A 22115-nucleotide genomic window follows, 5' to 3' on the forward strand; every position below is an offset into this window, starting at 1 on the left:
GCTTGTTCTGGCGTTTCTGATGTTTCCGAACCCGCAGTACCGACGTCATACATTACGGAATTCCGACGCCGAGTGCAAAACGGATTCGTCGGCGGGGTGTGTCGCGAGCCTAGCGTGCATCGTCCGGAGCGCGGAAGATGCGCACCGGCGAGAGCGAGCCGCCTCGGCGGGTGTCGATGCGCCGATACACAGCAGGGGGCTCGGCGGGCGAGGCCGCAGAGCTGCCGTTGTCACTCGTCTCGCCGTCGCTGGGAACCACGACGAGATCTCGATCACCGTGATCGTTGGCCGCGTGAACCGCCTCGACGAGATCGTGCTTCACCACTGCTTCGAAGATGCGCTCGTGATCGCGCAGCTTCTCGTCTGCAGGCGATGACTTGACTTTGCCGTCGCGGATGCCGAGCTTCACCGCATGTGCGAGCCCCTGATAGAGCTCGGTCAGCAGTGGGTTGCCGCTGGCCTGCACCAGCGCGACATGAAACGGCCCCGGTGGGTCGAGTGCCTCGGTGTGGCCGCTTTGAACGTGTTCGCGCTCCTCCTCGAGGGCGCGGCGCAGGGCGTCGATGTGCTCGTCGCTCAGGTCGAGGGCGGCCTTTCGGGCCGCCTCGATCTCGAGAGTGCGGCGGATGCCGAGCACGTCCGAGATCTCTTTCTCTCCCAAGTAGTCGGTGAGTACGGCGCTTACCGGGCTGCTCGACCGGACGAAGGTGCCTCGGCCGGGAGCAGTCTCGAGAATGCCCAGGCTGGCCAGCGCGCGCACCGCCTCGCGGACTGTGCTGCGCCCGACGCCGAGCTGCTCAGTGAGCTCTGGTTCGGTGGGGATCTTCGTGCCGATCGGCCATGCTCCGCTGGTGACCTGCTCGCGAAGCCAGGAGATGACTCGCGCGGCCCGTTTCGATCCTGTGGTCGGCATGCTGCTCCTCAATAGGTTCCTGAGTAACCAGTCTAGAACCGCTGATATTGCGCGAACGAATCGTGGTGGCCTCCCAGACGCGCGCAGGTGTGCCGTGTAGGCTGGCGAAGGTCTACGTGAAGGGAGCATGATGCGCGCACTGCGTCGAGTCGTCATCGGCACGGCACTTTCCGTGGCTCTGGTCGGGGGACAGAGTCTGGTCGCCCCGGTGGCTCCGAGTCAGGCTGCGAACTATCCGTCGTGGGATGACATCAACAACGCTAAGAACAACGAACAGGCGAAGCAGAGTGAGATCGCTCGCGTTCAGGGACTCATCTCGGATCTGAACGGTCAGCTCGACTCCGCTCAGGCCGCCGTCGACTCCGCTCAGGCCGCGGCAGACGCCGCACTGCAGCAGGTGGCAGATCAGCAGTCGACGTACGACACGCTCCGAGTGCAGCAGCTCAACGCTCAGGCACGCGCCGACGAGTCGAAGCGCGCTGCTGGGGCGAGCATCGCGCAGCTGTACCGCAGCGGCGGCACCAATGCGAGCATGAACATCTATCTCTCCGGCGACGGTGCCGACGAAGTGCTGTATCAGCTCGGAGTGATGGGGCGATTCGGTGAGAGCAGCGATGAGACATACCGTTCTGCGATCGCCGATGCGAAGACCGCCGAATCGCTGAAGAACCAGTCTGACGCCGCGCTCACGCAGCTTCAGGATTTGGCCGACGACGCCGCTGCGAAGTCGCAGCAGGCCCAACAGGCGCAGCAGCAGGTCGACAGCATGCTGAAAGAGCAGCAGACGCACGCTGGCGAACTGACGGCTCAGCTCTCGGCGCTGCAGGGAGAGACCGCAGAGCTGCAGCAGCAGCGGGCTGCCGGGGTGCAGGCCGAGGCCGAGGCTCGTGCGAAGGCGATTGCAGCTGCGCAGGCGGCTGCAGCGGCTGCGGCCTCGGGAGGAAACGACTCCGATGGTTCGTACGCGCCGGCGCCGGCAGGCGGCTCCCGTCCGTCGGGCGGCGGCGGTGGAGGCTCGCCCGCTCCGAGCCCCAGCAGCGCGATCGGCTTCCCACTGCCGTATCTGAAGGGCTCCAGCGGCTACGGCATGCGCATGCACCCGATCTATCACGAGCCGCGGTTCCACTACGGCACTGACTTCGCCGTGCCGCAGGGCACTCCGATTCTCGCCATTGCCGACGGCACGATCGTTGGCGCAGGGTTCGGCTCGTCGATGGGCAACTACGTCGACGTGCGCTCAGTGGTCGGTGGGCAGACCATCATCGCGCGCTACTTCCATCTCAGCCGCATCGGCGTCTCGAACGGCCAGCGGGTCAGCAAGGGGCAGAATCTGGGCGCCAGCGGCAACACGGGCGCCTCGACCGGCGCGCATCTGCACTTCGAGATACATATCGGATCGATCGGCTACGGCAGCCCCATGTGGAAGACCGCAGGCAACACGGTCAACCCGGTGACGTGGATGGCCAGCCACTGATCGAACTCGTCATGCCGATGAGATGACTCAGGGCCCGACCGCACGTGTGAGTTCACACGGCGGTCGGGCCCTGAGCTTTGCGATGCGGCAGACTACTTCGCCTCTTCGGCCTTCAGCCGATCGAAGCCCTCCTGAACCTCGCGCTCGGCGGCCTCGACGCCCTCCCAGCCGCCCAGCGTGACCTCTTTGCCCTTCTCGAGGTCCTTGTAGTGAGCGAAGAAGTGCTCGATGCGATCCTTGAGCTCCTGGGGCACATCGTCGATGTCCTGGATGTGGTCGAAACGCGGATCCTTCGGCACGGCGATGACCTTGGTGTCGATGCCCGCCTCGTCTTTCATGTTCAGCATGCCGACCGGACGAACCTTGACGCCGACCCCGGGGAACACCGGGATCTCGGTGAGCACCAGCACGTCGACCGGATCGCCGTCCTGACCGAGCGTGTTCTCGAAGAAACCGTAGTCGGTGGGGTAGACGAAGTTGGTGAAGAGCACGCGGTCGAGAAAGACGCGGCCGGTCTCGTGGTCGACCTCGTACTTGTTGCGTGAACCAGCGGGGATCTCGATGATTGCGTCGTAGATTGCCATGGGTTGTCTCCTTGTGCGGCGTGCCCTGGTGCGCCGGCTGTCGGCGTCGGGGCGAGCGCCCGTGTCTTTCGGATGTCGAGCGGTGGCCGATGCTGCGTGCGACACCGTGACTCAGCAGTCGCTCGGCGTCGCTCCGACCCCCGCACTAGATTAGTGCACATGCCTGAACAGCGCCCCATGGAGCGTCGCCCGTCGCTTGACGCGGCCACCGCTGCGATCCGACACGATGTGCGGCGGATGCTGCAGCAGTCTGTCTCATCGGCGCCGGCTGGCATCGGGCGCGTACTCGTCGGAGTGAGCGGCGGGGCCGACTCGCTGGCGTTGGCGGCGGCCGTCGCGCACGTGGCGCCACGACTGGACATCGCCTGGGGAACGCTCACCGTCGATCATGGGCTGCAGCAGGGCAGCGCAGCCGTGGCGAGACGGGCGCAGGCCGAGATGCTGGCCCTTGGGGCATCCTTCGCCCATGTGAGTCGAGCCGAGGTCGGCGACGCAGGCGGGCCCGAGGCCGCAGCTCGTCGGGCCCGGTATGCGGCACTCGAAGGCGAGCGGGTTGCCACGCAGAGCGATCTGATCCTGCTGGCGCACACCATGGACGATCAGGCCGAGACGGTGCTGCTCGGGCTCGCCCGTGGTTCGGGCGCCGCCTCGCTGCGAGGCATGCGCCCGCTGGCGGGAAGACTGGGGCGTCCGCTGCTCGGCCTGCGTCGCGAGACCACACGTGCCTCGTGTCGGGCGCAGGGCATCGACTCATGGGACGACCCGCAGAACCACGACGCCTCATTCGCTCGGGTGCGGGTGCGTGACCGGGTGCTGCCCGTGCTCGAACGCGAACTCGGCCCGGGTATCGTCGCGGCGCTCGCCCGCACAGCCGACCTGCTCGACGAAGACACAGCCGTCCTCGATGCGCTGGCGATCGACCGGCTGAACGCGTGCGAGCCGGGAGCGCTGCCGGTCGAGATGCTGCGCGGCCTGCCGGCCGGCCTCGCGACTCGGGTCGTCAAGGGGATGCTGGAACGAGCCACCGGGCGCGCTCCTGCACGTCGGCATGTGCGTGAGACGCTGCGCCTGGCGACCGATTGGCATGGGCAGGGGCCGCTCGACGTGCCTGGCGGTCGCGTGTGGAGGGCAGAGGGCGAAGTGCGGGCGTGCGCTCGTGCGCACTAGAGTGGTGAACGGGTTCCGACCCGTTTCCCGATCACACCCCTGAGGAGTCGAACACACATGGAGCTTGCTGACATCCAGAACGATCTGAAAGAGGTTCTGCTCACCCCGGAGCAGATCAGCACGCGGGTTGCCGAGATGGCGCGCGAGATCGAAAAGGACTACCAGGGCAAGGACGTGCTGCTCGTCGGCGTGCTCAAGGGCGCGGTGATGATCATGGCTGATCTCTCCCGCGAGCTGAAGCTGCCGGTGACGATGGACTGGATGGCCGTCTCGTCATACGGTTCGGGCACGAAGTCGTCGGGTGTGGTGCGCATTCTCAAAGATCTGGACACCGACCTGCACGGCAAACACGTGCTCATCGTCGAAGACGTCATCGACTCGGGGCTCACGCTCTCGTGGCTGCAGAAGAATCTGCGCTCGCGCGGCACCGAGTCGATCGAGATCTGCGCGCTGCTGCGCAAGCCCGAGGCGCTCGCGGTCGACATCGACGTGAAGTACGTGGGCTTCGACATCCCGGTCGACTTCGTCGTCGGCTATGGGCTCGACTACGACGAGCGCTACCGCAACGTCAAAGGCGTGGGCATCCTCAAGCCCGAGGTGTACAGCTGATTCTGCGTCTGCCGTACGCAGGCGGCTCGAACGCCGGGGTGCTCAGACGCCGACCGGGGCGAGTGCTCACAGCGAACACGCAGAACGCCGCAGAACACCTCAAGTACTATTAGGCTCTATCGCACCAACGTACGGAAGGATTCGGGGGCTGCCCGCAATCTATGAACGCTTTGAAACGGTTGACCAAGGGCCCGATCTTCTGGATTGTGGCGGCTCTCATCATCGTGCTGATCGGCATGAACATCGCCAGCATGTTCGGCGGCTATCAGAAGATCACCACCTCGCAGGGGCTCACTCTGCTGCAAGAGAACAAAGCCAGTCAGGTCGAGATCAAAGACGCCGAGCAGCGCGTCGACATGACCCTCAACGATGACTTCGAGGATCACGGCAAGAAGGTGCAGTTCTACTACGCCCAGGCCCGTGGCAGCGATGTGGTCAAGGCCGTCAACGACGCGAACCTGAGCGACGGCTACGACGACACCGTGACGCAGCCGAACATCTTCACGAACATGCTGATCACGCTGATCCCGTTCCTGCTGATCGGCGTGGTGTTCTGGTTCCTGCTCTCGCGTATGCAGGGCGGTGCCGGCGGCGGTGTGATGAACTTCGGCAAGTCGAAGGCGAAGATGGTCACCAAAGACCACCCGCAGGTCACGTTCAAAGACGTCGCAGGCGTCGACGAGGCCCTCGCCGAGCTCGAAGAGATCAAAGACTTTCTGCGTGAGCCCGAGAAGTTCCGTCGAGTCGGCGCGCGCATCCCCAAGGGCGTGCTGCTCTACGGCCCTCCCGGAACCGGTAAGACCCTGCTCGCTCGGGCCGTGGCCGGAGAGGCCGGCGTGCCGTTCTTCTCGATCTCGGGTTCTGACTTCGTCGAGATGTTCGTCGGCGTGGGCGCCTCGCGTGTGCGCGACCTGTTCGAGCAGGCCAAAGAGAACGCCCCGGCGATCATCTTCATCGACGAGATCGACGCCGTCGGCCGCCATCGCGGCGCAGGCATGGGCGGAGGCCACGACGAGCGCGAACAGACGCTGAACCAGCTGCTGGTCGAGATGGACGGCTTCGATCCCAACCAGAACGTCATCCTGATCGCGGCGACGAACCGCCCGGACATTCTCGACCCCGCGCTGCTGCGCCCCGGTCGCTTCGACCGTCAGGTCTCTGTCGAGGCTCCCGACCTCGCCGGCCGCAAGAAGATCCTCGAAGTGCACGCGCTGAACAAGCCTCTGGCCGACAACGTCGACCTCGGCCTGGTCGCCAAGCGCACCCCGGGCTTCACCGGAGCCGATCTCGCCAACGTGCTCAACGAGGCCGCCCTGCTCACAGCGCGCTCGAATGCCCAGATCATCGACGACCGAGCCCTGGACGAGGCCATCGATCGTGTGATCGCCGGCCCGCAGAAGCGGTCACGCGTGATGCGCGACCACGAGCGTCTGGTGACCGCCTACCACGAGGGCGGTCACGCCCTGGTCGCTGCCTCGCTGAACCACACCGACCCGGTCACCAAGGTGACGATCCTGCCGCGCGGTCGCGCGCTGGGATACACCATGGTGCTGCCCATGGACGACAAGTACTCGGTCACACGCAACGAGCTGCTCGATCAGCTCTCGTACGCCATGGGCGGCCGCGTGGCCGAAGAGATCGTGTTCCACGATCCGACGAGTGGTGCCTCGAACGACATCGACAAGGCGACTGACACGGCTCGCAAGATGGTCACCGAGTACGGCATGAGCTCGAGGCTCGGCACCGTGAAACTCGGCGAGCCCGACGGCGAGGTCTTCATGGGCCGAGGCATGGGCGGCGGTCGCGAGTACTCAGACGGCGTCGCCGAACAGATCGATCTCGAGGTTCGTCAGCTGCTCGATGCGGCCAACACCGAAGCCTGGAAGGCACTGACGCAGAACCGTGCCGTGCTCGACCGCCTCGCCACCGAGCTGCTGGAGCGCGAGACGCTGAACGAGAAAGAGATCGCCGAGATCTTCGCCGACGTGCAGAAGCTGCCAGAGCGCCCGCAGTGGCTGTCGAACACCGATCGCCCGGTGTCGACCCTGCCGCCGGTCGCGGTGCCGCAGAAGGTGCAGGCCGACACCGAGCTGAGCGCTCAGAGCGATGACCAGACTGCCGCAGACCAGCCCGGCGAAGGACAGTCGCCCGAAGGCAAGTGATGGTCGACCAGGTCGCCGCGCAGCAGGCGGTGCGCAGCTTTCTCATCGCCGTCGGGCTGGACCCTGACGACGACGTGCTGCGCGACACGCCAGCGCGCGTCGCCAAGGCAGCCACCGAACTGTTCGCCGGTGTGTCGGCAGACCCCGCCGTGCTCTTCGAGAAGACCATCGTCGCGCAGTCGCATGATCTGGTCGCGATGACGGGCATCACTGTTCGCTCGCTGTGCGCGCATCACCTGCTGCCGATGTATGGCACGGCTTCGATCGCGTATCTGCCGAACGAGCGCATCGTCGGGCTCAGCACGCTGCCGCATCTGGTCGATCTGCTGGCCTCGCGGCCGCAGGTCCAGGAGACGCTCACCGCTCAGATCGCCGATGCGCTGATGACCGGCATCGACGCACGCGGTGCGCTCGTCACCTTGCGTCTGCACCAGGACTGCGTCAGCGCGCGCGGAGCCCGTCAGCATGAGGCCGTGTCGATCACCGTCGCCGCACGGGGCGAGCTCAGAGAGCCCGCAGGGCAGACACAGGCGTTGGCAGCGCTGTCCGATCTGTCGACGGAAGGCCAGCGCCGTGAGGTCTGAATCGGCCCGTCCCAGAATCATGGGTGTGCTCAATGTCACTCCAGACTCGTTCAGCGACGGCGGATGCTGGCTCGAGGCGGCAGACGCGGTGCGCCATGGCCTCGACCTCACGGCGCAGGGCGCCGACCTGATCGATGTGGGCGGCGAATCGACCCGACCCGGCAGCCAGCGCGTGCCGGTCGAGGTCGAGCAGCAGCGCATCCTGCCAGTGGTGCGACCGCTCGTCGAGGCGGGCGTCACGCTCAGCATCGACACTATGAACGCCGCGACGGCCCTGGCGACGGCTCGGGCAGGCGCCGGCTACATCAACGACGTCTCGGCCGGTCTTGCCGACCCTGACATGCTCGATGCCGTCAGTGACACCGACGCCAGGCTCATCCTGTCTCACTGGCGCGGCCTGCTCAGCCCGGGGCACGCACCCGCGCACTACGACGACGTGGTCGGCGAGGTGCTCGCCGAGCTCGAGCAGCGCGTCGAGGCGGCGCGTGACGCGGGCATCGACGACTCTCGGCTCATTCTTGACCCGGGTCTCGGCTTCAGCAAGAACGCCGAGCACAACTGGCAGATCATCAACGGGTTCGACCGACTGCTCGCGTTCGGACTGCCGGTGATGATCGGGGCGAGCCGCAAGCGGTTCGTCGGACGGCTGCTGCCGGCGGCGCTGCGTGAACCAGATGCCGATCCTGCAGCGGTGCTGCGGGCTAAGGACGCTGCCACGGCTGCGATCTCGGCGTTGATGGCGCACCGCGGAGTGTGGGGGTTTCGCGTGCATGACGTCGCATCGACTGCCGCAGCGTTGGCCGCGGCAGACCTGTTCGACCCGACAGAGGGGGAGCTCCGATGAATGCAGAGTCAGCGCAGACGAATGCGGTGGAGTCGCCAGACCTCATCCGGCTGAGCGGCGTGCGCGCCCGCGGACGCCACGGGGTGTTTCCTGCCGAGCGCAGAGACGGGCAGTGGTTCACGGTCGATGCGGTGCTCGAAGTGTCGACACGTGCTGCGGGGCGCAGCGACCGACTCGATGACACAGTCGACTACGGGGTGGCCGCCGAGCTGATCAATGCACGCATCACCGGCGAGCCGGTCGATCTGATCGAACGCCTCGCCGAGCTGATCGCCGGCGATCTCTTGGCTCTGCGCGGGGTGCAGGCGGTCGAGATCACGGTGCACAAACCGCAGGCGCCGATCACCGTCGCATTCAGCGATGTGACTCTGACCATTCGCAGGCAGCGCTGATGAACGAGAACTCGCAGCCTTCTGCGTCCCGTGCTGCGGTGATCGCGCTGGGCAGCAATCTCGGCGACACCGGAGCGACTCTGCAGGCGGCGGTGCGCGATCTCGGCGCGACGGCGGGCATCACTGTCGAACGCATGTCCCGCATCCATGAGACGGTCGCGGTCTCGCTGGACGGACCCGATCCGTCGCGCCCGCGCTTCGCGAACGCAGTGGCGCTCATCTCGACGACGCTTGAGCCACTGCCGCTGCTGCACGCGCTGCAGGCGATCGAGCAGCGTCACCACCGACGCCGTGATGTGCGCTGGGGCGATCGAACGCTCGATCTCGACATCGTCGACATCCCGGGGGTGCGACTGCAGACCGCCGAGCTCACCGTGCCGCACATACGCGCGGCCGAACGGGACTTCGTGCTCGCGCCTTGGGCCGAGATCGATCCCACTGCCACGCTCTCGGGCACACCGATCGTCGAGCTGCTCGCCCGCGTGCGGTCTGAGGGACAGGAGAGCTGATGGGCACCACCCGCATTCGCTCCCTGGTCCTGATCGCCGGCATCTTCGCGGCGCTGGGCTGGGCCGGCCAGGCGAGTCTCGTGCAGCTCGGCCAGCGTCAGCTGCTGCCACCGTGGACCCTTCCGGGGGCGCTGATCGTGATCGCGCTCGTCGTGTTGGGCATGGCCTGGAGAGTGCGGTCTCGCACCCGAGCCCGTGACCGCGAGCTGCGAGAGCACGGCAGCTCGAACGTCGAGGCGATCGATCCGTTCTTCGCCACACGCGCACTGCTGCTGGCCAAAGCCAGCTCGGTGAGCGCCTCTGGGCTGAGCGGGGTGTTCGTGGGCCTGCTGATCTTCGCGCTCATTCCTCCGGCGACGCCGAGTGCGAGCATCGTGCTGCCGCTGGTCGTCACAGCGGGCGCATCGCTCGTGCTCGCGATCTGCGGCGTGGTCGCCGAGCTCTGGTGTCGGCTGCCGCCGAGCGACGGCGACGACCAGGGCCGCGGAGGCACCCCGAAGTCCGGCACTCCGGCGACCGGGCCGATCGATCCGGCGCCCGCGCGCACCAGGAGCCGACTGTGAGCCAGGCGCCCAGACTCGACGTCGGTGTGGTCGGCGCAGGCGCGGTCGGCATCGCGCTGGGGCTGGCCCTGGCCGGAGCCGGCCATCGCATCGTTGCCGTCTCGACCTCGTCAGAACGGCATCGTGATCGTCTCGAGACCGCGATGCCGCAGGTGCCGGTCGTCGATGAGGCGCAGGTGATTGAACGGGCCGATCTGGTCGTGCTCGCCCTTCCCGGTGATCAGCTCGCGGTCTTCGTCGAAGGCACCGCCGCTGCGCAGCTGTGGCGTCCGGGGCAGCTCGCCCTGCACACTGCGCCGCAGTTCGGCGAACGCGTGCTCGATCCGATCGCACGGCAGGGCGTGATTCCGTTGGCGGTGAGCCCGGCGGTGCAGCTCACCGACACCGGGCTCGATGTGCAGCGGATGCACGGCGCGGCCTTCGCGGTGTCGGCGCCTCCCGCGGTGGCTCCGATCGCACAGGCCCTGGTGATAGAGATGGGCGGCGACCCGGTGCCGATCAGTGACGCAGACCGCTCGGTGTATGCTGAAGCGCGTGCGGTCGCAGGCGATTTCTCGCGTGCGATCGTCGATCAGTCGACGGGTCTGCTGCGCGAGATCGGTGTGCAGAACCCTGCCAGGCTGATCCGTTCGGTGATTCAGTCATCGGTGGATGCGGCCCTCGACCGATCCCAGTGGCCAGACTCGAACCCCGGTCTGACCGACCTCCGCCCAGACGAGAGATGAGCGTTTTGTCCACGTCACCCGAAGAAGCCGGCACCTCGATCCCAGCGGATCCAGTCAGCGCCGATGTCGCCCGACCGCTCGGGCCGGTCGTGATGCACCGTCTCGCCGAGATGCATGCCTACGTCAGCGCCCTGCGCGAACAGGGGCTGACGGTCGGGCTCGTACCGACCATGGGTGCGCTCCACGCGGGTCACCTCTCGCTCGTCGATGCTCTGCAGCAGGAGGTCGACACGGTGATCGTGTCGATCTTCGTCAACCCCACGCAGTTCGCACCGGGGGACGACTATGACTCCTATCCGCGCACGCTGGATGCCGATGTCGAGCTGCTCGCCACCGTCGGAGTCGACGCGGTGTTCGCCCCCACGCCCACCGAGATGTACCCGCAGGGCGAGCTGCGCACCAGCATCCTGCCTGGTCTGCCGGGGCGCTATTTCGAAGGCAAGACGCGACCGACGCACTTCGCCGGTGCACTGACAGTGGTCAACAAGCTGCTGAACATCGTGCAGCCTGATGTGGCCGCCTTCGGCGAGAAGGACTTTCAGCAGCTCGTGCTGGTCACGAACATGGTCGCCGATCTGAACCTGCCCGTGCGCATTCTGCCGGTGCCGATTCGCCGTGACACCGACGGTCTGGCGCTGTCGAGTCGCAACGCCCGGCTCAGCGAGACCGAACGTGTCACTGCGCTGTTTCTCTCGAAGGCCGTGCTCGCCGTGCAGCGGCAGTGCGTCGACGGGGCTCTGCCGAGCGAGGCCAAACGTGTCGGTCTCTCTCTGCTCGAGGCACAGCCGGGCATCGAGGTCGACTATCTCGAGATCGTAGAACCACAGACTTTCGTGCCGGTCGCAGACGATGTCGCCGGCGCCGCCAGAGTGATTCTGGCCGCACGTGTCGGCCAGGTGAGACTTATCGACAACGCTGCGGTAGAGATCGCCGGGCCATCAACGGAGGAGAACGCATGACCGAACACGATGTGACCGGCGAGCAGGGGCTCAGCGCCGAACAGCAGTTGGCGGCTGACTCGAACGAGCAGCGCGAGGTGCGTCTGGCCAAGCGCGATCGTCTGCTGGCCGAGGGCGACGCCTACCCGGTGAGTGTGCCGGTGACCACGAGCATCCATGCCGTGCGTGAGGGCCATGCCGATCTCGAGGCCGGTGAAGAGACAGACGACATCGTCGGCATCGCCGGCCGCGTCGTCCACGTGCGCAACACCGGGCGTCTGTGCTTCGTGGCGCTGCAGGCGGGCGACGGGGAGCGCATCCAGGCGATGCTCAGCCAGGGCGAGGTGGGCAAAGAGTCACTCACCGCGTTCAAAGAGCTGGTCGATCTCGGCGATCACCTCTTCGTGCACGGCAGGGTGATCGCGTCGAAGCGCGGCGAGCTGTCGGTCTTCGTCGACCGCTGGCAGATCGCCTCGAAGGCGATCCGCCCGCTGCCGAATCTGCACAGCGAGCTCGGCGAAGAGTTCCGCGTGCGCAACCGCTACCTCGATCTGATCGCGCGTGACGCGGCCCGCGAGATGGTGCTCACCCGCGCGCACACCAATGCCTCGCTGCGCCATACCTTCGCCGAACACGGCTTCGTCGAGGTCGAGACGCCGATGCTCCAGACGGTGCACGGCGGTGCCTCGGCGCGTCCGTTCGTCACGCATTCGAACGCCTTCGACATGGATCTCTACCTGCGCATCGCCCCCGAGCTCTTTCTCAAGCGTGCCCTCGTGGGCGGCATCGATCGCGTGTTCGAGATCAACCGCAACTTCCGCAACGAGGGCGCCGATTCGACGCACAGCCCCGAGTTCGCGATGCTGGAGGCCTACGAGGCCTACGGCGACTACAACAGCATCGCCGATCTGACGCAGGAGCTGATTCAGAACGCGGCGAAGGCATCCAGCCCGACCGGCGACGAGACGGTGGTCTGGAGCGACGGCACGGCGCACGACTACTCGGGTGACTGGGATCGCATCGACCTGTACGGCTCGCTCAACGAGCAGCTCTCCGCTCAGTGGGCCGGCACCGGCAGTGCTCCGCAGATCACGGTCGAGACTTCGGTCGCCGAGCTGTCGTCGCTGGCCGACGCCGTGGGCATCATGCTCGATCCGAAGACCGCCACGCACGGCAAGTTCGTCGAAGAGCTCTGGGAGCACTACGTGAAGCCGGGGCTGACGCGTCCGACGTTCGTGATGGACTTTCCGCTCGACACCAGCCCGCTCACGCGCGCACACCGCTCGAAGCCCGGTGTCGTCGAGAAGTGGGATCTCTACGTGCGCGGGTTCGAACTCGCCACCGGCTACTCCGAGCTCGCCGATCCGGTGATTCAGCGACAGCGCTTCGTCGAGCAGTCACTGCTGGCCGCAGCCGGTGACCCCGAGGCGATGCAGGTCGACGAAGACTTTCTGACCGCCATGGAGTACGGCATGCCGCCTGCAGGCGGTATGGGCATGGGCATCGATCGCCTGCTGATGGCTCTGACCGGCCTCGGCATCCGCGAGACGGTGCTGTTCCCGCTGGTGCGATAAAGGGGATGCGATGAGTGCGCAGGAATGGATGACGGCGGCCCTGTGGGCGATCACACCCACGGCGCTGGTCGGCGTGCTGTTCTGGTACACCTTTCGGTCGGTGCTGCGAGCCGACCGCACTGAGCGCAAGGTGCGCAAGAGCGTGGAACAGCAGGAAGAGGCCCGGTTTGCCGAGCGCTATGGTGCGCTCCCGGACAGCGATCGGCAGGCGAACGCAGTCGCGCGCCCCGCTTCGTCGGCTGACGCACAGGCTCGGCCGAAGCATCCGTCTGACGCAGACGCAGCCACCGACCGCTGACCTGACTCTTCTCGTCGCCGAGCAGGACGCGAGCGGAGACGCAGTCGCCGGTGTGCGCTTAGCCCACGGCGAACACGCCCCGATCTGCGGCGGGTTTCTGGTTTGATGTTCATAACCGGCAAACCGCGAAGGAGATGCCATGTTCGAACGTTTCACCGACCGCGCCCGCCGCGTGGTGGTCTTGGCCCAGGAAGAGGCCAAGATGCTCAACCACAATTACATCGGCTCGGAGCACCTGCTGCTCGGGCTGCTGCACGAGGGCGAGGGTGTCGCAGCCAAGTCGCTGGAGCAGGTCGGCGTCACGCTCGACGAAGCTCGTGAGCAGGTCGAAGACATCATCGGCGTCGGCCAGCAGCCTCCGACGGGGCACATTCCGTTTACCCCGCGTGGCAAGAAGGTTCTCGAGCTCTCATTCCGCGAGGCTCTGCAGCTCGGCCACAACTACGTCGGCACCGAGCACATCCTGCTCGGGCTGATCCGCGAGGGCGAGGGCGTCGCCGTCCAGGTGCTCGTCAAACTCGGCGTCGATCTGACGCAGCTGCGTCAGATCGTCGTGCAGCAGCTTGCGGGCTACCAGAACGGCAAAGACGCGCAGCTCGCCGGCGTGGGCGCCGAAGGAGGCACGCAGGCCAAGGGCTCGCAGGTGCTCGACCAGTTCGGCGAGAACCTCACTCAGAAGGCCCGCGACGGCAAGCTCGACCCGGTCATCGGGCGCGAGCGCGAGATCGAGCGCGTGATGCAGGTGCTCAGCCGCCGCACCAAGAACAACCCGGTGCTCATCGGCGAGCCGGGCGTCGGAAAGACGTCGGTCGTCGAGGGGCTCGCACAGGCCATTGTCTCGGGCGAAGTGCCCGAGACGCTGAAAGACAAGCAGCTCTACACCCTCGACCTCTCGGCGCTGATCGCGGGTTCGCGCTATCGTGGCGATTTCGAAGAGCGACTGCGCAAGGTGCTCAAAGAGATCAAGAACCGCGGCGACATCATCATCTTCATCGACGAGATTCACACGCTCGTCGGCGCTGGTGCCGCAGAGGGCGCGATCGACGCGGCCAGCATCCTCAAGCCGATGCTCGCCCGCGGCGAGCTGCAGACCATTGGAGCCACCACCACTGACGAGTACCGCAAGTACTTCGAGAAAGACGCCGCTCTCGAGCGCCGTTTCCAGTCGGTGCAGGTGCGCGAGCCGAGCCTGCAGCACTCGATCCAGATTCTGAAGGGGCTGCGCGAGCGCTACGAGAAGCACCACAAGGTGAAGATCACCGACGGTGCGATCGTTGCCGCGGTGAATCTCTCGGCCCGATACATTCAAGATCGGCACCTGCCTGACAAGGCCATCGACCTGATCGATGAGGCCGGTGCTCGTCTGCGCCTCAGCGTGCTCTCCGCTCCGCCGCAGCTGCGTGAGTTCGACGAGAAGATCACCGAAGTGCGTGCTGCCAAAGAGCAGGCCATCGAAGACCAAGACTTCGAGAAGGCCGCCAGCCTGCGCGACCAGGAGAAGAAGCTGCTCGGCGAGCGGCTGAAGTCTGAGAAGGAATGGCGCAAGGGCGACAAAGAGGTGCACGCCGAGGTCGACGAGGGGCTCATCGCCGAGGTGCTGGCTCAGGCCACCGGCATCCCCGTCTTCAAACTCACCGAAGAGGAGTCGTCGCGACTGCTCTTCATGGAAGAGGAGCTCGGCCAACGCGTCATCGGGCAGAAAGAGGCCATCAAGGCGCTCTCTCGCAGCATCCGCCGCACGCGCGCCGGTCTGAAAGACCCGAAGCGCCCCAGCGGGTCGTTCATCTTCGCCGGGCCCACCGGCGTCGGCAAGACCGAGCTGGCCAAGGCGCTCGCGAAGTTCCTGTTCGACGACGAAGACGCGCTCATCTCTCTCGATATGTCCGAGTTCGGCGAGAAGCACACCGTTTCACGTCTGTTCGGTGCCCCTCCGGGCTTCGTGGGGTTCGAAGAGGGCGGACAGCTCACCGAGAAGGTGCGACGCAACCCGTTCAGCGTCGTACTGTTCGACGAGATCGAGAAGGCTCACCCCGACATCTTCAACTCGCTGCTGCAGATTCTCGAAGAGGGTCGCCTGACCGACGGCCAGGGCCGCAGCGTCGACTTCAAGAACACCGTCATCATCATGACGACCAACTTGGGGTCGAAAGAGATCTCGGGCGGGCCCGTGGGCTTCCAGGTCGAGAACGACCAGACCGTCAGCTACGAGATGATGAAGGGCAAGGTCAACGACGAGCTGAAGAAGCACTTCAAGCCCGAGTTCCTGAACCGCGTCGACGACATCATCGTCTTCCCCGCCCTCGACAAAGAAGAGCTGCTGCAGATCGTCGATCTGTTCGTCAAGCGTCTCAACGACCGACTCTACGATCGTGACCTGCGCCTCGAGCTCAGCGTCTCGGCCAAAGAGAAGCTCATCGAGATCGGTTACGACCCCACTCTCGGTGCGCGCCCGCTGCGTCGTGCCATCTCGGTGCAGATCGAAGACCAGCTGTCTGAACGCATTCTGCGCGGCGAGATCTCGGCCGGGCAGAAGATCGACGTCGACGTCGACGACAAGAACGACTTCACGTTCACGGTCGTCGATGGCGAAGGGCCTGAGCCGGAGCAGGGCAAGATCGCTGCGACACAGGTGCTCTAGACGCACGATGCCGAGTCTCTGAGACGGGACGCGGTGCTGCAGAACAGAGGAGCCATGCCCTCCAGGGGTTATTCTGGGGGGCATGGCTCTTTTGATTCGCTCCGCCCGCACCAGTGACATTCAGGCCATTCGCGACCTGATCACTCCGTACGTCGAGGAACGCGTACTGCTCGGCAAAGAGCTGGTGGTGCTCTACGAGGCGACGCAGGAGTTTCTGGTCGCCGAGCTCGACGGCCGCGTCGTCGGCGCGGGCGCTCTGCACATCTTTTGGGAGGATCTCGCCGAGATTCGCACCCTCGTCGTCGACCGCACCGCGCAGGGGCACGGCATCGGTCACAAGCTGGTGTCAGCGCTCATCGAGCGCGGCCGCACGATCGGGGTGTGGCGCATCTTCTGCCTGACCTTCGAGGTCGACTTCTTCACGCGCAACGGCTTCACCCGCATGCTCGATCCCGGCGTCGACCCCGACACCTACGTCGAGCTCGTGCGGTCGCCCGACGAAGGCGTGGCAGAGTTCCTCGAGCTGCAGCGTGTGAAGCAGAACACCTTGGGCAACACCCGCATGATCCTGCACCTCGACCACGACTCGTCGAACGGCGATGAGCCAGCCCAGCAGGGGCGATTCGAAGACACCGCCGATCGGTAGTCTGAAACCATGCATGCCACGTCGAAACGTCCTTCCCCCGCGGTCTATCGTCGCAGGCGTCTCGCAGCACTCGTTCTGCTGGTCGTCATCGTTCTGCTCGTCGTCTGGGCGGTGAGCTGTGCCACGAGCAGTGGCAGGAATGGCAGCAACGATGCAGACTCGGCTGCACAGACCTCGCAGACGAGCGAGCCGCAGAGCACAGGATCTGCAGACCCCACGAGCGACGACGCAGCGAAGAGCGCAGATGCGCAGAAGACCGAATCTGCTGCCTCGGCCACGCCGTCGGCAGATCCCGGCTCAGTGCCGACCTGTGACCCCGGCGAACTCTCGGTGAGCGTGAAGACCGAGAATGGCCAGTATTCGTTCTCACAGCAGCCGGTCTTCGTGTACGAAGTCTCGAACATCACCTCCGCGCCGTGTTCGGCCAATGTCGGCACGTCGCAGCAGGAGCTGGTCGTGGGCTCCGGGCCAGCCGAGATCTGGAAGTCGACGCCGTGCATCGCGAATCCCTCTGACGCCATGAACGTGCTGGAACCAGGCAAACCGCTGACCGGAACGGTCTCATGGGACCTCTCGATGAATGACGGCTCGGCCTGCTCGAAAGACCGTCACGCGTCAGTGACCGGCACCTACTGGGTGCAGGCCACGATCGTCGGCCGCTCGTCTGAGCAGTACGCGTTCATCATGCAGTAGGGCGCCCACATCACACCCTGCGGGGCTGCAGTGCTCTCGCCAGTGCCTCGTGCAGGCTTGAGACGCTGCGGTCATCGAGATGGGCGGCGTATCCAAGGCGCACGGCCTCGTCGGCGCGCTGGGCCGACTGCGCGGCGCGGCGCACCTGACCGGCGAGGCTGATCTCGCCGTAGGCGACGGTGTGTTCGTCGATCGCACGCCCGGTGGCGGCGGATGCGATGGCCAGTGCGATGGGCAGGTCGGCGGCCGGGTCGGTCACCTTCACCCCGCCCACAGTTGAGACGTAGACCTCCATATTGCTCACGGTGATGCCCGCACGACGCTCGAGGACGGCGATCAGCATCGAGACGCGCGATGAGTCGAGCCCGTTGGTGACCCGACGTGGCTGCGGCGCAGTCGACGACACGACCAGTGCCTGAATCTCGACCGGCAGCGCGCGGCGACCCTCCATCGCGATGGTGACTATCGTGCCCGGCACGTCGCTGCCTCGGGTGAGGAACAGCCCTGAGGGGTCGGGCACCTCACGGATGCCTTCGCCTCCCATCTCGAAGCATCCCACCTCGTCGATCGAACCGAAACGGTTCTTGTGCGCACGCAGAAATCGCAGTGAGGTCTGGGGGTCGCCCTCGAACTGGCAGACGACGTCGACGAGATGCTCGAGCAGACGCGGGCCGGCGATCGAACCGTCTTTGGTGACGTGGCCGACGAGCAGCAGCGGGATGCCCCACTGCTTCGCCGCACGGGTCAGGGTGTGCGCGACGGCTCGCACCTGAGCCGTGCCGCCGGGGATGCCCTCGATGCTCGCATCGGTGATCGTCTGCACCGAGTCGACGATGACCAGTGACGGCTGTGCCGCCTCGACCTGCGCGAGCGCGGCCGTGAGGTCGGTCTCGGCGGCGAGCAGCAGATGCTCGTGCACGGCTCCGGTGCGTTCGGCACGCAGGCGCACCTGCCCGGTGGACTCCTCGGCGGTCAGATAGAGCACGGTTCGCTCTTCGGCAGCCCAGCGTGCGGCGACTTCGAGCAGCAGGGTCGACTTGCCGACGCCGGGCTCACCGCTGAGCAGAATGGCCGCACCCGGGACGATGCCGCCGCCGAGCACACGGTCGAGCTCGCCGATGCCGGTCGGTACGTGTGTGGCATCATGCGACGAGAGCTCAGTGATCGGCCGGGCGAGGCGGTCTGCGTCGAGCGTCGGCAGCGCGCCCAACGCATCGACCATCTGCACCGACCCGCGGCGGCCGCTGACGATGCCGGTCTGCGTGCCGACCTCGACGACGGTGCCCCAAGCCTGGCATTCGGGGCATCGGCCGACCCACTTCGACGCCTTGAAGCCGCACTCTGTGCAGTGGTACGGAGCAATTGTGTTCTTCGCCATGCGTCCACAGTAGGCGACCCCACTGACATGGAGAGGGCTGGGGCGTTCCCACCTGCGCTACTCGTTGCGCAGCAGGCTCTGCGCGGCGTGTGCCACGACGGTTTCGCTGAGCAGCTCCAGCGCGTCGGAGGGCAGCTTCCACCGCTGCCAGTGCAGCGGCACGTGCACTGCAGAACCGGGCATGAGCTCGACGAGTCGGCCCGCGCGCAGCCACTCGTCGGCCTGCTGGTCTGGGAGCAGGCCCCAGCCGAGACCGAGCACGATGGCGTCGCCGAAGTCCTGCGCGGCGGGAACATAATGGCTCGGTGGCTGGGCGGCCTTGCCCAGCACTGAGTCGAGATAGCGCTGCTGCAGCATGTCGGAGCGGTCGAAGTTGATCATCGGTGCGAGCCGGCGCAGAGGCCAGCCGCGCGGGCTGTCGGCTGTCGTGTCGTCTGCATCTCGCCGCCATCGCTCGGAGAAGCCGGGCGAGGACACCGCCCGGTAGCGCATCATTCCGAGAGGTGTGCTCGTGCAGCCCTGCACCGGTTTCGCCGTCGTCGTGATGGCCGCCATCACCTCGCCTCGACGCAGCAGTCGAGTGGCGAGCTCCTCGTCTTCTCGGCGGATGTCATACACCGCGTCGATTCGATCGCGAGTCGCGGCCAGCGCACCAAGGAACCAGGTCGCGAGACTGTCTCCGTTCGCTGCGATCGGAATGGTGATCGTCAGGTTCGAGGCCGCATCCCCGGCTTCTCCGTCGCCGCGCCGCGCCGCCGCCGGGCCGCCGCCGTCGAGGCGGAGCGCACGCGCTGCATCCGCGCTCACCAGCAGCAGCTGACGGGCGTAGCGCAGAGCCACGCGGCCAGCCTGCGTCGGCTCGACCGGCGTGGTGCGCTGGACGAGCACGCTGCCGACGGCCTCTTCCATCGCGTGGATGCGCTGCGAGACTGCCGAGGGAGTCACATGCAGAGAGCGGGCCGCACGTTCGAAGCTGCCCTCGTCGACGAGAGCCACGAGGGTGGCGGCGTGGTCGAGTTGAAAAGACATCATGTATGAAGAGTATCTAATGCAGGTTTAGATGGATTAGCTGGACTTGATCTACGACTCGGGTGACGATCGAAGCATGCAAAACTCACTCCTGCTCTCGTCGGCGCTCGGCTTAATGACCGGTCTCTCGCTGATCGTCGCGATCGGCAGTCAGAACGCCTATCTGCTGCGGCTGGGGGTGACTGCGAGTCGGTCGGTGATGCTGCCGGTCGTCACCGTGTGCGCCCTGTCGGATGCTGTGCTGATCATCGCGGGTGTGGCCGGGGTCGGCGCGTTGGTGCAGTCGCTGCCGGTGGTGATGACGGTGATTCGCGTGGTCGGTGCGGCGTTCCTGATCGGGTACGGCGCGCTCGCGGCGAAGCGGGCGCTGAAGCCGACGGCGATGGCCGTCGATGCCGGGACAGAGGCAGTGACAGGTGCTGACGACACCGATGCTGAGACCGATGCAGCCCACGGTCGCCGCTCGCTAATCTCGGTGCTGCTCACCGTGCTGGCGTTCACCTGGCTGAACCCGCATGTCTACATCGACACCGTGGTGCTGCTCGGCTCGCTCGCGCAGCACCAGACGCACCCGTGGTGGTGGGCCGCCGGGGCGATCCTGTCGAGCTTCATCTGGTTCTACGCGCTCGGGTTCGGTGCGCGGATGCTGCGGCCGCTCTTCGCGAAGCCGAGGGCCTGGCAGATCCTGGACATCTGTATCGCCGTCATCATGTTCGCGCTGGGGCTGCGGCTGCTGCTCGGATTCTGACGTCGTCTCTGTCGGCTGTGCCTCTGGGCGATTTGGCGAGTCGGCCCGACTCCGCTATATTTGCTTGCGGTGACGTGTCTGAGCGGCCGAAAGTGCATCACTCGAAATGATGTGTAGGGCAACCTACCGCGGGTTCAAATCCCGCCGTCACCGCCACAGGTCGAAGGCCCTGTATCCAGTGTGTTAACTAGGTGCGGGGCCTTCGTCGTCTGTTCGCCTTGGCAGAGTACAGTGCTCACATGACTGCCATCTCACCGCTGCCGCAGCACCTGCTCGGCCACCGCATCCGCCTCGACCCGCTCACCGAACAGGATCTGCCCGCCCTGCACGCGGCGATCGGGCGCCCCGAGATCTTCGCAGACGGCTATGGCGGGGGAGCAGCCAACTATCATGCCGACCTGCCGAGTTTCATCGAGTGGGCGCGAGGTTACTATCCGTGGCGGGTGGGGCTGCCGTTCGTCGTGCGGGTGCTCGACGGCCCTGACGACGGGCACGTCATCGGCACCAGCTCTCTGACCGACTTCGAGCTGCATAAGGAGCGCCTGCACCTCGGTTGGACGGCCTACCATCCGCACGTCTGGGGCACCTCGGTCAATGCCGAGACGAAACTGCTGCTGCTCAGCCTCGCGTTCGACCACGGCTTCGGGCGAGTGCGCATTCAGGCCGACGCCCGCAACGAGCATTCGCGGCGGGCGATCCTCAAGCTGGGCGCCACCTTCGAGGGCATCTCGCGGCGTGATCAGCCGCGTGCTGACGGCAGCTGGCGTGATGCGGCGATCTTCTCGATCGTCGCAGCCGACTGGCCCCGGGTGCGTGAGGGGCTGCAGGCCCGTGTGGATGCTGCACCGGCGGAACCGATCACGCTGAGCGGGCCGGCGGCGTGAGTGTACTCAGCCCTCAGCGGCCTGCATCAGCTGCCGCACCACGACGATCGCCGACTCCATGTCGCGCTGGGTCGGAGCGAGCTGCTGCGCGGCTGGCACCTGTGAGAGCGCCGAGCCATAGTAGATGCCGTCGCTGATCAGAAGAATCGTGCGAGCGAGATCTTCGTCGTGTACCGTGTTGCGCAGCAGCGTCAGCCATCGCTGGTTGACGTCGTGAAGGGCCTGCTGCGCCGCCTCGCTGCCCTGCGCAAGACGAACGGTCGCGAGCAGAGCCCGATCGAGCGGAGTGCCGGCGTTGTTCGACGTCCGCAAGAAGTTCTCGACGGTCTCGAGCGCGGTGCCCTCCAGGCTGTGCACGTCTTCGTCCATCAGTGCGTCGAGACGTTCGAGCAGCCCGCGCTCGAGGTCGCTCTTCGACGCGAAGTGATACAGCAGCCCGCCCTTCGAGACCTCGGCGCGCTCGGCGACGGCCTCAAGCGTCGCAGCGCGCTCGCCGGAGTCGAGCAGCAGGTCGATGTATGCGTCGAGCACCCGCTCGCGGGCCGGTCTGTCACTCACGTTGATCTTCGCTCCTGTGGTCGGTCTGGTGGATGTCATACTCGACGTCCTGCGAGTCATCGGCTCGGTCGTATGCGTCGTTGCCGGTTTCGCCACCAGTGTCGTCGTCTGCTCAGCTCACTCCATTGTGCCCCTATGGCAACTATACCGTCCGTACGGTACAGTATCTCGTGTGAGGCAGCACGAATCCCCTGAAGCAGTCAGA

The 22115-nt window shown here is 66.0% G+C and carries 23 protein-coding genes and 1 tRNA gene; 19 read left to right on the top strand and 5 right to left on the bottom strand.

Going from position 1 to position 22115, the window contains the following annotated elements; translation table 11 throughout:
• Window positions 1-109 precede the first annotated feature (109 nt).
• The gene (locus tag F8O08_RS01250; protein WP_192496920.1) at window positions 110-913 is read right to left on the bottom strand and encodes a FadR/GntR family transcriptional regulator; all 804 of its coding nucleotides are present in this window, start codon (window positions 911-913) and stop codon (window positions 110-112) included.
• A 127-nt stretch (window positions 914-1040) separates the two neighbouring features.
• Here F8O08_RS01250 and F8O08_RS01255 point away from each other — a divergent pair, with 127 nt between their 5' ends.
• Window positions 1041-2387, top strand: a complete 1347-nt coding sequence (locus F8O08_RS01255; protein ID WP_158042352.1) for a M23 family metallopeptidase — start codon at window positions 1041-1043, stop codon at window positions 2385-2387.
• 92 nt (window positions 2388-2479) lie between these two features.
• Here F8O08_RS01255 and ppa read toward each other — a convergent pair whose 3' ends face one another.
• The gene (gene ppa, locus F8O08_RS01260) at window positions 2480-2971 is read right to left on the bottom strand and encodes an inorganic diphosphatase (protein WP_158030697.1); all 492 of its coding nucleotides are present in this window, start codon (window positions 2969-2971) and stop codon (window positions 2480-2482) included.
• A gap of 159 nt (window positions 2972-3130) precedes the next feature.
• Here ppa and tilS point away from each other — a divergent pair, with 159 nt between their 5' ends.
• From tilS to F8O08_RS01335, 15 genes are all read left to right on the top strand, one after another.
• Window positions 3131-4138 carry a tRNA lysidine(34) synthetase TilS gene (tilS, locus tag F8O08_RS01265; RefSeq protein WP_225733526.1) on the top strand — a complete coding sequence of 336 codons (1008 nt, stop codon included), beginning with the start codon at window positions 3131-3133 and terminating at the stop codon, window positions 4136-4138.
• A 57-nt stretch (window positions 4139-4195) separates the two neighbouring features.
• Window positions 4196-4747, top strand: a complete 552-nt coding sequence (gene hpt, locus F8O08_RS01270; RefSeq protein WP_158030698.1) for a hypoxanthine phosphoribosyltransferase — start codon at window positions 4196-4198, stop codon at window positions 4745-4747.
• Window positions 4748-4908: 161 nt separating this feature from the next.
• Window positions 4909-6909, top strand: a complete 2001-nt coding sequence (ftsH, locus tag F8O08_RS01275; protein WP_158042353.1) for an ATP-dependent zinc metalloprotease FtsH — start codon at window positions 4909-4911, stop codon at window positions 6907-6909.
• Window positions 6909-7493 (top strand): GTP cyclohydrolase I, encoded by a 585-nt coding sequence (gene folE / locus F8O08_RS01280; protein WP_158038480.1) that lies wholly within the window; start codon window positions 6909-6911, stop codon window positions 7491-7493. The genes ftsH and folE overlap by 1 nt, the downstream gene beginning before the upstream one ends.
• 19 nt (window positions 7494-7512) lie before the next feature.
• Window positions 7513-8337, top strand: a complete 825-nt coding sequence (gene folP, locus F8O08_RS01285; protein ID WP_158042660.1) for a dihydropteroate synthase — start codon at window positions 7513-7515, stop codon at window positions 8335-8337.
• On the top strand, window positions 8334-8729 hold the full coding sequence (gene folB / locus F8O08_RS01290; RefSeq protein WP_158038479.1) for a dihydroneopterin aldolase: 396 nt from the start codon (window positions 8334-8336) through the stop codon (window positions 8727-8729). The genes folP and folB overlap by 4 nt, the downstream gene beginning before the upstream one ends.
• Window positions 8729-9238, top strand: coding sequence for a 2-amino-4-hydroxy-6-hydroxymethyldihydropteridine diphosphokinase (gene folK, locus F8O08_RS01295; RefSeq protein WP_158038478.1), 510 nt, complete (start codon window positions 8729-8731; stop codon window positions 9236-9238). The genes folB and folK overlap by 1 nt, the downstream gene beginning before the upstream one ends.
• The gene (locus F8O08_RS01300) at window positions 9238-9801 is read left to right on the top strand and encodes a DUF3180 domain-containing protein (protein WP_158042354.1); all 564 of its coding nucleotides are present in this window, start codon (window positions 9238-9240) and stop codon (window positions 9799-9801) included. Before folK ends, F8O08_RS01300 begins: the two co-directional genes overlap by 1 nt.
• Window positions 9798-10526: a DUF2520 domain-containing protein gene (locus F8O08_RS01305; protein WP_158038476.1), complete on the top strand. Its 729-nt coding sequence runs from the start codon at window positions 9798-9800 to the stop codon at window positions 10524-10526. Before F8O08_RS01300 ends, F8O08_RS01305 begins: the two co-directional genes overlap by 4 nt.
• Window positions 10523-11485: a pantoate--beta-alanine ligase gene (panC, locus tag F8O08_RS01310; protein WP_225733473.1), complete on the top strand. Its 963-nt coding sequence runs from the start codon at window positions 10523-10525 to the stop codon at window positions 11483-11485. The genes F8O08_RS01305 and panC overlap by 4 nt, the downstream gene beginning before the upstream one ends.
• Window positions 11482-13038, top strand: a complete 1557-nt coding sequence (gene lysS / locus F8O08_RS01315) for a lysine--tRNA ligase (protein ID WP_158038475.1) — start codon at window positions 11482-11484, stop codon at window positions 13036-13038. Before panC ends, lysS begins: the two co-directional genes overlap by 4 nt.
• Before the next feature lie 10 nt (window positions 13039-13048).
• Window positions 13049-13336, top strand: coding sequence for a hypothetical protein (locus tag F8O08_RS01320; protein ID WP_158030706.1), 288 nt, complete (start codon window positions 13049-13051; stop codon window positions 13334-13336).
• Window positions 13337-13475: 139 nt separating this feature from the next.
• Entirely contained in the window at window positions 13476-15974 is a 2499-nt protein-coding gene (locus tag F8O08_RS01325; RefSeq protein WP_158030707.1) for an ATP-dependent Clp protease ATP-binding subunit, read from the top strand.
• 82 nt (window positions 15975-16056) lie between these two features.
• A complete protein-coding gene (locus F8O08_RS01330; RefSeq protein ID WP_192496919.1) occupies window positions 16057-16620 on the top strand; it encodes an amino-acid N-acetyltransferase in 564 nt (187 codons plus the stop codon).
• A 9-nt stretch (window positions 16621-16629) separates the two neighbouring features.
• Window positions 16630-17313 (top strand): hypothetical protein, encoded by a 684-nt coding sequence (locus F8O08_RS01335; RefSeq protein WP_158042355.1) that lies wholly within the window; start codon window positions 16630-16632, stop codon window positions 17311-17313.
• A 10-nt stretch (window positions 17314-17323) separates the two neighbouring features.
• Here F8O08_RS01335 and radA read toward each other — a convergent pair whose 3' ends face one another.
• Both radA and F8O08_RS01345 read right to left on the bottom strand, forming a co-directional pair.
• Window positions 17324-18691, bottom strand: coding sequence for a DNA repair protein RadA (gene radA / locus F8O08_RS01340; protein WP_158042356.1), 1368 nt, complete (start codon window positions 18689-18691; stop codon window positions 17324-17326).
• Window positions 18692-18748: 57 nt separating this feature from the next.
• Complete coding sequence (locus tag F8O08_RS01345; protein WP_225733472.1) at window positions 18749-19723, bottom strand: LysR family transcriptional regulator ArgP; 975 nt, start codon at window positions 19721-19723, stop codon at window positions 18749-18751.
• A 73-nt stretch (window positions 19724-19796) separates the two neighbouring features.
• On the opposite strand from F8O08_RS01345, the gene F8O08_RS01350 reads away from it, so the two are divergent.
• The 3 genes from F8O08_RS01350 (at window position 19797) to F8O08_RS01360 (ending at window position 21352) form a co-directional block, all read left to right on the top strand.
• A complete protein-coding gene (locus F8O08_RS01350) occupies window positions 19797-20468 on the top strand; it encodes a LysE/ArgO family amino acid transporter (protein ID WP_158038472.1) in 672 nt (223 codons plus the stop codon).
• A 68-nt stretch (window positions 20469-20536) separates the two neighbouring features.
• A tRNA-Ser gene (locus F8O08_RS01355) sits at window positions 20537-20624 on the top strand.
• Between the two features lie 83 nt (window positions 20625-20707).
• Entirely contained in the window at window positions 20708-21352 is a 645-nt protein-coding gene (locus F8O08_RS01360; RefSeq protein ID WP_158038471.1) for a GNAT family N-acetyltransferase, read from the top strand.
• Window positions 21353-21358: 6 nt separating this feature from the next.
• Here F8O08_RS01360 and F8O08_RS11075 read toward each other — a convergent pair whose 3' ends face one another.
• On the bottom strand, window positions 21359-21910 hold the full coding sequence (locus F8O08_RS11075; RefSeq protein ID WP_318655629.1) for a helix-turn-helix domain-containing protein: 552 nt from the start codon (window positions 21908-21910) through the stop codon (window positions 21359-21361).
• Between the last annotated feature and the right edge of the window lie 205 nt (window positions 21911-22115).

Origin of the sequence: Pseudoclavibacter sp. CFCC 13611 (genome assembly GCF_008831225.1) — a bacterium.
GTDB lineage: Bacteria > Actinomycetota > Actinomycetes > Actinomycetales > Microbacteriaceae > Pseudoclavibacter_A.

Coding starts and splice junctions, on each gene's coding strand:
- F8O08_RS01250 (WP_192496920.1), bottom strand. CDS start 913: ATGCCGACCACAGGATCGAAACGGGCCGCGCGAGTCATCTCCTGGCTT.
- ftsH (WP_158042353.1), top strand. CDS start 4,909: ATGAACGCTTTGAAACGGTTGACCAAGGGCCCGATCTTCTGGATTGTG.
- folK (WP_158038478.1), top strand. CDS start 8,729: ATGAACGAGAACTCGCAGCCTTCTGCGTCCCGTGCTGCGGTGATCGCG.
- F8O08_RS01335 (WP_158042355.1), top strand. CDS start 16,630: ATGCATGCCACGTCGAAACGTCCTTCCCCCGCGGTCTATCGTCGCAGG.
- F8O08_RS01255 (WP_158042352.1), top strand. CDS start 1,041: ATGATGCGCGCACTGCGTCGAGTCGTCATCGGCACGGCACTTTCCGTG.
- panC (WP_225733473.1), top strand. CDS start 10,523: ATGAGCGTTTTGTCCACGTCACCCGAAGAAGCCGGCACCTCGATCCCA.
- F8O08_RS01320 (WP_158030706.1), top strand. CDS start 13,049: ATGAGTGCGCAGGAATGGATGACGGCGGCCCTGTGGGCGATCACACCC.
- F8O08_RS01345 (WP_225733472.1), bottom strand. CDS start 19,723: ATGATGTCTTTTCAACTCGACCACGCCGCCACCCTCGTGGCTCTCGTC.
- lysS (WP_158038475.1), top strand. CDS start 11,482: ATGACCGAACACGATGTGACCGGCGAGCAGGGGCTCAGCGCCGAACAG.
- F8O08_RS01300 (WP_158042354.1), top strand. CDS start 9,238: ATGGGCACCACCCGCATTCGCTCCCTGGTCCTGATCGCCGGCATCTTC.
- folP (WP_158042660.1), top strand. CDS start 7,513: ATGGGTGTGCTCAATGTCACTCCAGACTCGTTCAGCGACGGCGGATGC.
- tilS (WP_225733526.1), top strand. CDS start 3,131: ATGCCTGAACAGCGCCCCATGGAGCGTCGCCCGTCGCTTGACGCGGCC.
- folB (WP_158038479.1), top strand. CDS start 8,334: ATGAATGCAGAGTCAGCGCAGACGAATGCGGTGGAGTCGCCAGACCTC.
- F8O08_RS01330 (WP_192496919.1), top strand. CDS start 16,057: ATGGCTCTTTTGATTCGCTCCGCCCGCACCAGTGACATTCAGGCCATT.
- F8O08_RS01325 (WP_158030707.1), top strand. CDS start 13,476: ATGTTCGAACGTTTCACCGACCGCGCCCGCCGCGTGGTGGTCTTGGCC.
- F8O08_RS01360 (WP_158038471.1), top strand. CDS start 20,708: ATGACTGCCATCTCACCGCTGCCGCAGCACCTGCTCGGCCACCGCATC.
- F8O08_RS01350 (WP_158038472.1), top strand. CDS start 19,797: ATGCAAAACTCACTCCTGCTCTCGTCGGCGCTCGGCTTAATGACCGGT.
- ppa (WP_158030697.1), bottom strand. CDS start 2,971: ATGGCAATCTACGACGCAATCATCGAGATCCCCGCTGGTTCACGCAAC.
- radA (WP_158042356.1), bottom strand. CDS start 18,691: ATGGCGAAGAACACAATTGCTCCGTACCACTGCACAGAGTGCGGCTTC.
- hpt (WP_158030698.1), top strand. CDS start 4,196: ATGGAGCTTGCTGACATCCAGAACGATCTGAAAGAGGTTCTGCTCACC.
- folE (WP_158038480.1), top strand. CDS start 6,909: ATGGTCGACCAGGTCGCCGCGCAGCAGGCGGTGCGCAGCTTTCTCATC.